Raw genomic sequence first — 8,502 nt, forward strand, 5'->3', positions numbered from 1 at the left:
CAGGGTACGAAAAACCACCAGGAGTAGTTATGGATATTGTTTCTGTCGCCTTAAAACGTTACTCCACTAAGGCATTTGATCCGAATAAAAAACTGACCGCTGAGCAAGCAGAAAAATTAAAAACACTGCTGCAGTTTAGTCCGTCCAGTACCAACTCTCAGCCGTGGCACTTTATCGTTGCCAGCACTGACGAAGGAAAAGCGCGGGTGGCTAAATCCGCAGCCGGCGGCTTTGTGTTCAACGAACGTAAAATGCTGGATGCTTCCCACGTCGTGGTGTTCTGCGCCAAAACGGCGATGGACGATGCGTGGCTGGAACGCGTGGTGGATCAAGAAGAGCGCGATGGACGCTTTGCTACCCCGGAAGCCAAAGCTGCAAACCACAAAGGTCGTACATTCTTTGCCGACCTGCACCGCAAGGAACTGAAAGACGACAACCACTGGATGGCGAAACAGGTGTACCTGAACGTCGGTAACTTCCTGCTGGGTGTGGCGGCGATGGGTCTGGATGCCGTACCGATTGAAGGCTTTGATGCGGCCAACATGGATGCAGAATTTGGTCTGAAAGAAAAAGGTTACACCAGCGTTGTTGTGGTCCCGGTGGGTCATCACAGCGTAGAAGACTTCAACGCTGCCCTGCCAAAATCACGTCTGCCGCAAGAAACGACGCTGACAGAAGTCTGATCCCCACATTTGCATAAGCTCCACACAGCGGTCATCATAGACCGCTGTTTATTAAGGAGACATTATGCAGGAATTGATATCTCAGGTTGAAGAACTCGGCATTGAAATAAATCACACCACCTCGCTGGTGATGATTTTTGGCATTATTTTTATCACCGCCATTATTGTTCACGTTATTTTGCACTGGGTGGTATTACGCGCATTTGAAAAGCGCGCCAACGCCAGCTCCCGCCTGTGGCTACAAATCATCACGCAGAACAAGTTATTTCACCGACTGGCATTCACGCTGCAAGGTATCATTGTCAATATACAGGCAGCCCTCTGGCTACAGAAAGGCAGTGAAGCCGCAGAAATATTAGTCACCTGCGCGCAGTTGTGGATCATGATGTACGCCCTGCTGTCTTTATTCTCCCTGCTGGACGTGATTCTCAATCTGTCGCAAAAACTCCCTGCCGCATCACAACTGCCGTTGAAAGGAATATTTCAGGGCATCAAGTTAATTGGCGCAATTATCGTCGGGATCCTGATGATATCTCTGCTGATTGGCCAGTCCCCGGCAATACTGATCAGCGGTCTGGGTGCGATGGCCGCCGTCTTAATGTTGGTATTTAAAGATCCGATCCTCGGACTGGTCGCCGGTATTCAGCTTTCAGCCAACGATATGCTCAAGCTGGGCGACTGGCTGGAAATGCCGAAATACGGTGCCGATGGCGCAGTTATTGATATTGGATTAACCACGGTAAAAGTACGCAACTGGGATAACACCATCACCACTATCCCCACCTGGTCGCTGGTATCAGACTCGTTTAAAAACTGGAGCGGGATGTCGGCCTCCGGTGGTCGACGCATTAAACGTAGCATCAGCATCGATGCCACCAGCATTCATTTTCTCGATGAAGATGAACGCCAGCGATTGCATAAAGCGCATCTGCTGAAACCCTATTTAACCACGCGTCACCAGGAAATCAGCGAGTGGAACCAGCAATTAGATGCGCCTGAGTCCGTATTGAATCATCGCCAGATGACCAATATCGGCACCTTCCGCGCTTATCTGAACGAATATTTACGCCACCACCCGCGCATTCGCAAAGATATGACATTAATGGTGCGCCAGCTTGCACCCGATGACCACGGTTTACCGATTGAAATTTATGCGTTTACCAATACGGTGGTATGGCTGGAATATGAAAGTATTCAGGCTGATATCTTCGACCATATTTTTGCCGTCGTCGAAGAGTTTGGCTTACGCATTCATCAATCCCCTACCGGAAATGATATTCGTGCACTGGCAGGTGTCTTTCAGCGTTAATCGGTAGCATGAAGAAAGAACCGATCTCATCCTGGTGATGAGATCGGTTAGATATTAGCGGGACTTGCGACGCAGCAGTTTGAATGCCACGAACAGAAACAGGATCCACACCGGCAGCAGGATAGCGGACAGGCGCATATCATCCATAGTGCACATCAGCACCAGAATCATGCCGAGGAAGGCGATGCACACGTAGTTACCCGCCGGATACAGCAACGCTTTAAACTGAGTATCACGCCCTTTACGACGCATTGCTGCCCGGAAACGCAGGTGCGCCAGACAGATCATAATCCAGTTCAATAGCAGCGTCGCAACCACCAGCGCCATCAACAGGCTGAAGGCTTTTTGCGGCAACACATAGTTGATCAGCACCACCAGCGACGTAATCGCGCCGGACAGAATCAATGAGTTCACCGGTACGCCACGACGGCTGACCCGGGTTAAGAATTTCGGTGCATTTCCCTGTACCGACAAGCCAAACAGCATACGGCTGTTCGAATAAACACCGCTGTTGTAGACCGACAGCGAAGCCACCAGAATGACAAAATTCAGCGCAGATGCCACCATGTTACTGTCAAGATTATGGAAAATCATCACGAACGGGCTGCTATTCGATTTTACTTCCACCCACGGATACAGCGCTAACAGCACCACCAGTGAACCGATGTAAAACAGCAAAATACGATACACCACCTGGTTTACCGCTTTCGGAATGCTTTTTTGTGGGTCCTGCGCTTCGGCAGCGGTAATCCCGATCAGTTCCAGACCACCAAACGAGAACATAATCACCGCCAACGACAAGATCAGTCCGTTCCAGCCAGTCGCGAAAAAGCCGTTATAACGCCACAGGTTATCGATGCTTGCATGTTCGCCACCGTTGCCGGAAAACAGCATCCAGATACCAAAGCCAATCATGCCGATAATTGCCAGGACTTTGATCAGCGCAAACCAAAATTCCGTTTCGCCATACAGACGCACGTTGACCAGGTTGACCGCATTGATAATCACGAAGAAAGCCGCGGCCCAAATCCAGGTTGGGACATCAGGCAGCCAGTACTGCATATAAATTCCGGCAGCGGTGAGTTCTGCCATGCCAACCAGCACAAACATCACCCAGTAGTTCCAACCAGACAAGAAACCGGCGAACGGCCCCCAGTATTTATAGGCAAAGTGGGCAAACGATCCTGAAACGGGTTCTTCAACCACCATTTCGCCCAACTGGCGCATAATCAGAAACGCGATGATCCCGGCAACACCGTAACCGAGTAATACAGCAGGTCCCGCCATCTGAATAGCCGGGCCGATTCCCAGAAACAAGCCTGTACCAATTGCGCCGCCCAGCGCAATTAACTGAATATGGCGGTTTTGCAACCCCCGCTGAAGCGTCGGTTCATTCGTCGACGCGGCATCGGACACGCTGGTGTCAGATGCAGTTGACGCGTTTTTCACGCCCTACCCCTGTGTGGTTTTTATTGAAGGGGCTTCTTTTAACATTTCAACCTGGTTGTCGCAAGGCGCAATCGTTTGGATACGCCGGGCATCCTTGCCCAACGCACCGAGGCCCAGGAAAAAAAATCAGAAGTCGTAACTGACGGAAACCTTCAGCGTGCGTGGCTCCCCCTGGAACAGATAAGTCCCGGTATCATCAATACCTGACCAGTAATTTTCGTTGGTGACGTTATCGACCCCTGCACGCAAAATCATCTGGTTCTGGTTTTGATTGAGTGACATACGGTAACGCACACCTAAATCCAGTGTGGTAAAACTGTCGAGTTTCTTGGTATTTGCCGCGTTGGCATACTGAGCGCCAGAATGGTTCAGCCGTGCCGTCGCGGTGAGTCCTTCAACCGGCTTAATATCATATTCAGCCCCCAGCACCGCATAGAAGTCCGGTACGCCGATTGCCGTGTTACCGTTGTTGACGCCGTTTTGATTTTTACTGAGCGTCGCATCCAGCCACGTTGCACTGGCGTTCAACCGCAGTCCTAACACCGGCTCACCAAAAACATTCAGCTCCACGCCACGGTTACGCTGCTCACCGTTGATTGCGTAATACCGGGTCTGGCTATCCAACTGCGCAACCGGCATTTTGATTTCAAACAGCGCCAGTGAACCGCCGACACGCCCAAAGTCTGTTTTGACTCCAACCTCATTCTGTTTTGCATGGATGATTCCGGTGCTTTGACCGTAGTTCACCGCACTACTTGGCGCGGTGCTACCTGGCTGTAGTGATTCGGTATGGTTCGCGTAAAAAGAGAGTTCCTGCCACGGCTTATATACAACACCGTACGTCGGCATCCAGCGACTGTCATCAAAACTGTTCTTAACGTTTTCAGCGCCAGTTTCTTTGTTGTAATCACGCACCACGACCTTTTGATGACGTGCGCCGACAGTAAACAGAAGCTGATCATCAAGTACGCCCAACGTATCGCTGAGTAACCACCCCTGACTACGCGTACGTCCACTGGTTAGCGGATCGCTGTAGTTACCTCCCGTCGCCGTCACCGCGGGTTTTGCGACAGCTTGCGTATCGTAGATATTGACGTCCGGACGTGCGGCACGTGACCCCATGCGCCAGGCGATTTTGTCTTCTTTAGTGACGGCGGAATAACCTACGTTCACCTTATGCGAAACAAAGCCCGTATCAAAATTCCCGCGCAGCCCTGCCATCCCACTGAACGCATCAATAATACGATTGGTATCAAGGCGTCCGGCTTTCGCATCACCGGCCTGGTTGTATATTTCCGGGGCACTGTACAAGCCAATCTCATGCGCGTGCTGCGCACCCAGACCGGCATAAGCGGTCCAGTTATCAGTCAGATCATATTCCGTGCGCGCCATTCCGAACTCATTTTCAATATCGCTATAGCCCCATCTCTGGCTATAGTTGTGCGTATTTTTCGGCAAATCGGGGACAAATGGCACATAGTAGACATTGATTCCCATGTTGCCGCCGTGAAACGTCTTTTTCTGATACCCAACGTCTAATGAACTGCGGAAACGGTCGCCACGGTAATCCAGTCCCAGCGATGCCAGCGTAGTACGACGTTTATCGTCGTCTACCGCCCCCTCCCCTTCACGATGCAACAGATTCACACGGGCGCCGACCTGGTTATTATCACCAAAACGGCGTCCGGCATCGAGCGACGTTCCCACCTGTGAGTCACTGGTGTAATCCATACCGAGGCGTGTGATCGGCGTATCGTCTGCATGCTTGGGTTCAAGATTAATCATCCCGCCAACACCGCTACCGGCCGCGCCATTGAGCAATCCATTCGCGCCTTTAAAGATTTCAACGCGATCGATCATCTGCGTATCCACCACCTGGCGCGGCAGCACACCGGATAATCCACCAAAAGTCATATCATCGCCGTCAAGTTTCAGACCACGAATACGGTATGTCTCCGCGTAGTTACCGTAGCCTTGTACCGCCTGCACGCTCGCGTCATTGGCGACAACATCGGCTACGGTCTTAGCTTGCTGGTCTTCGACCAGTTTTGAGGTGTAGCTTATAACGTTAAATGGCACATCCATGGCATTTTGCTGACCAAGCATCCCCAGCCTGCCGCCATTGGCAACCTGACCGTCGAGAAAAGCAGGCAGTAACGTATCACCACCGGGTTTAAAATCACGTCCCTCTGCAGCCTGTACCACAATGGTCTCTTCCGCTTCTGTCGGGGTCTCAGCAGCATTCACCGTACCGGAAAGCGCGCCAATAGTAGCGGCCAGCACCGTTTTTCTCATTAAGTGTGCGTATGTTTTAGTGTTGTCCATAGCCATGCCATTAAAAGTCTGACGACGTTGCCGGAGAACGCCCCGGCAACATGTTGTTATTATTTATTCAGTTCGATACGCACCACGTTATCTGGCGCGGAGGTGGAGTGGTCTTTATTGAATTTCTGTTTCACTGTGACAAACAAGGTTTGGCCATCAGCAGAGAGCAACAGGCTGTTTGGATTGGGGAGGAGATCCCAGCTTTTCTTCACGCTGTAATCCGTTGCATTCAGGCTAAGCAATTTTCCAGAATCACGCTGGGTAATATAGATTTCGTTGCGTTTTGCATTGAATTTCACCGCCAGCGAATCCCCGATATCCAGCTGTTTAAGCAGCTTGCCCGTATGAATATCCAACACCAATGTCGTTTTCGCTTTGGAATTGTCGGTGACAAACAGGCGACCGGTTTGCGGGTCCTCCGCCATATTCAGCAGCAATGCGGGTTTATCGCCCAGCGGCTGCCAGCGTTTTTCAACGCGCTGGGTACGCGGGTTGATAACGAGGATTTCGCCGCCGCCGTTTGCCGCATAAATACGCTGCGTCATTTCTGAGTAATGCAGTCCGGTCATCCATTTACCGGTATTTTTAATCCGGGTTTTCAGTTTCAGTGTTTCGGCATCGACCACCCAAATCACCGCCGGATCGGCAACGGCGCCAATATAGAGCAGACCGTTATGCAGCAGTACCTGGCGCGCGCCATATGGGAATCCTTGCGGATTACGTTCCGGGAACAGGATACGGTTTTTGACTTTGCCGTCAGCGGTATTCAGCGCGCTTAACCCTCCATCCAGGGAGTTTGTGACATACACTGTTTTACCGTCTGGCGAGATAGCCATACCAAAGTTTTTCAGATCGGTGTGGCTTAGACCGAGGGTCTTCAGCGTTTGCGGATCCAGCTTGTAAACCACCCCACCCTGAACATCTTTGAACCCTTCCGCACTGGCGACGTACAGCGCATCACCCGCTGGACTCAGCGCCATTTCATACAAGCCGTCAGCCAGTGCGCGCTGCTGAATATCCGTTGCTGCCGGGGCGATTGTTTTTTCCTGTGCCACCGGGTTACTGGCTGGCGTGGCGTTAGCTGTGCAGCCACTTAATGCAACGGCAGCCAACAATGCCAGAGCGGATGTTGTTTTTTTCATTGTCGGAGTCCTTACCAGAGTTCACGCAGATTGCTAATAACAAAAGGAGAATGAGAACTATACGCATTATCTTTATCAGATCAAGAATAATTAGCCGGTGAATAAAAAAGATGAAACGAGGGTTTAAAGACGCGGAGAAGTGCGCGGTAGTACCGCTTTTTCATAATTACAGTGAATTATTCTGGACGAAAAGGCATCGCAGGCCACAGAATGCACTTTACTGTTTTTCCAACATTTTCAAACGGGTGAACCTGTCGTGGTTCAGTCACTCGTTTTTGAACCACGCCAGGCAACGACTGTCATGAATAAGATCATTAAACGACTTGAGATCGTCAAAAGCGCTATCGAACTGGAAGATGAAGAGATTATTTTCCAGCAATTGGCGCATCTGAAAAATGAACCTTTGCCAGTCATTCCCGGCGTCATTGTGCAGGCGATTGAAGAACGGCGTTTCGGCGATGCCCTGCGTGAAATTACACACTGGCTACAATCCCAGCGCGCAGTATCAACGTGGCAGGACCCCGGCATTGCCGCCAGTAAGCTCGAACTGAAAGCGCTTGAAACCCAACTGCGTGATCTGATTGATAAGCGCAATACGCGTATTCAAATCCTCGATGATTTCAATGACCTGTACCATCTTCGCCTCGGACCGTTGATGAGCCGAATTCTCGAACTGCGTAAGCAGCTGGCTGCCAGTGCGCAACGGAAGCAGGAAGCAGAACGAAAACGTCGGGAAAAAGATTATCAGTCCTGTCAGCACTATATTTCACAGGCCGTTGATCAACTGGCAAAACTCAAGCAGCACTGGGTAAATCTGAGTTCGGACTCCCGCGAATCCGTGGAAACTCGCCAGCGCATTCAGCAACAGACTGAGCTTATCACCGCCCTGCTGGCGGAAATTCGTGAACTGGAAAACGACTTTTCTCGCCAGGACGACAGCGCGACCCGTCAGGCACAGGAGGAAGCCAGCCATGAGTATGATGAATATCAGGAACAACAACAGGATGCGCAGCACCGTTACACCCGCGACCAGCGGCTTTCAGCAGATGAACGTAATGAGTTAAAACGCCTGTGGCGTCAGGCCAGTCGCCTTTGCCACCCGGACGTGGTAGCGGATGATCTGAAAGAGAAAGCCCATCAGATGATGGTGCAGCTTAATCAGGCACGACAAAATGCCGATCTGGCCGCGGTTAGGGCATTACTGACCCAGTTACAAGCCGGGCTCGAACCGATGATGGCAAGTGACCGATTAAACGATCTGCAGCATTTACGTAGCAAGATTCAGCAGCTCAGGGAGCAAATTAATGCACTGCTCAAAGAGATTAGCGATCTGGAAGCGGAAAACGCCTGGCGTCTTGCCACTTCAGTAACAGACAAAGAAGCCTACTTCTCCGATCAGCAACGAGCACTGACAGAAATCCGCACTACGCTGGAAATGCAGGTACAACAAGTGGAGCAAGAGCTATTGGCTGGCTGAGAAAATGCGCGTACAAAAAGCAGACAAAAAAGCGGCTGCAAGACTGATTTTTAGATTAAGCACGAAAAGCTTACTTTAGATAAAACACCTTAAAATCCATAAACCAAAAGAATATAA

6 protein-coding genes are annotated in these 8,502 nt (G+C 50.8%); 3 read left to right on the plus strand and 3 right to left on the minus strand.

Annotated elements, in window-relative coordinates; translation table 11 throughout:
• Positions 1-29: 29 nt before the first annotated feature.
• Positions 30-683 (plus strand): oxygen-insensitive NAD(P)H nitroreductase, encoded by a 654-nt coding sequence (nfsB, locus tag NNO08_RS17695; protein WP_271457210.1) that lies wholly within the window; start codon positions 30-32, stop codon positions 681-683.
• A 64-nt stretch (positions 684-747) separates the two neighbouring features.
• On the plus strand, positions 748-1,992 hold the full coding sequence (locus tag NNO08_RS17700; protein WP_202039199.1) for a mechanosensitive ion channel family protein: 1,245 nt from the start codon (positions 748-750) through the stop codon (positions 1,990-1,992).
• Positions 1,993-2,046: 54 nt separating this feature from the next.
• Here the strand turns inward: NNO08_RS17700 and pheP are convergent, their stop codons facing one another.
• From pheP to NNO08_RS17715, 3 genes are all read right to left on the minus strand, one after another.
• Positions 2,047-3,441, minus strand: coding sequence for a phenylalanine transporter (gene pheP / locus NNO08_RS17705; protein ID WP_271457211.1), 1,395 nt, complete (start codon positions 3,439-3,441; stop codon positions 2,047-2,049).
• 126 nt (positions 3,442-3,567) lie between these two features.
• Entirely contained in the window at positions 3,568-5,766 is a 2,199-nt protein-coding gene (locus tag NNO08_RS17710; protein ID WP_271457212.1) for a TonB-dependent receptor, read from the minus strand.
• A gap of 59 nt (positions 5,767-5,825) precedes the next feature.
• Positions 5,826-6,908, minus strand: coding sequence for a YncE family protein (locus NNO08_RS17715; RefSeq protein ID WP_271457213.1), 1,083 nt, complete (start codon positions 6,906-6,908; stop codon positions 5,826-5,828).
• A 301-nt stretch (positions 6,909-7,209) separates the two neighbouring features.
• Between NNO08_RS17715 and NNO08_RS17720 the strand changes: the two genes are divergently transcribed.
• Positions 7,210-8,385 carry a DnaJ family molecular chaperone gene (locus NNO08_RS17720; RefSeq protein WP_271450149.1) on the plus strand — a complete coding sequence of 392 codons (1,176 nt, stop codon included), beginning with the start codon at positions 7,210-7,212 and terminating at the stop codon, positions 8,383-8,385.
• The last annotated feature ends 117 nt before the right edge of the window (positions 8,386-8,502 follow it).

Source organism: Citrobacter sp. Igbk 17 (genome assembly GCF_028069775.1).
Lineage (GTDB): Bacteria > Pseudomonadota > Gammaproteobacteria > Enterobacterales > Enterobacteriaceae > Citrobacter.

Bases quoted from the DNA above. Each gene is read 5' to 3' on its own strand.
- NNO08_RS17720 (WP_271450149.1), top strand. From the start codon at position 7,210: ATGAATAAGATCATTAAACGACTTGAGATCGTCAAAAGCGCTATCGAA.
- NNO08_RS17700 (WP_202039199.1), top strand. From the start codon at position 748: ATGCAGGAATTGATATCTCAGGTTGAAGAACTCGGCATTGAAATAAAT.
- nfsB (WP_271457210.1), top strand. From the start codon at position 30: ATGGATATTGTTTCTGTCGCCTTAAAACGTTACTCCACTAAGGCATTT.
- NNO08_RS17715 (WP_271457213.1), bottom strand. From the start codon at position 6,908: ATGAAAAAAACAACATCCGCTCTGGCATTGTTGGCTGCCGTTGCATTA.
- NNO08_RS17710 (WP_271457212.1), bottom strand. From the start codon at position 5,766: ATGGACAACACTAAAACATACGCACACTTAATGAGAAAAACGGTGCTG.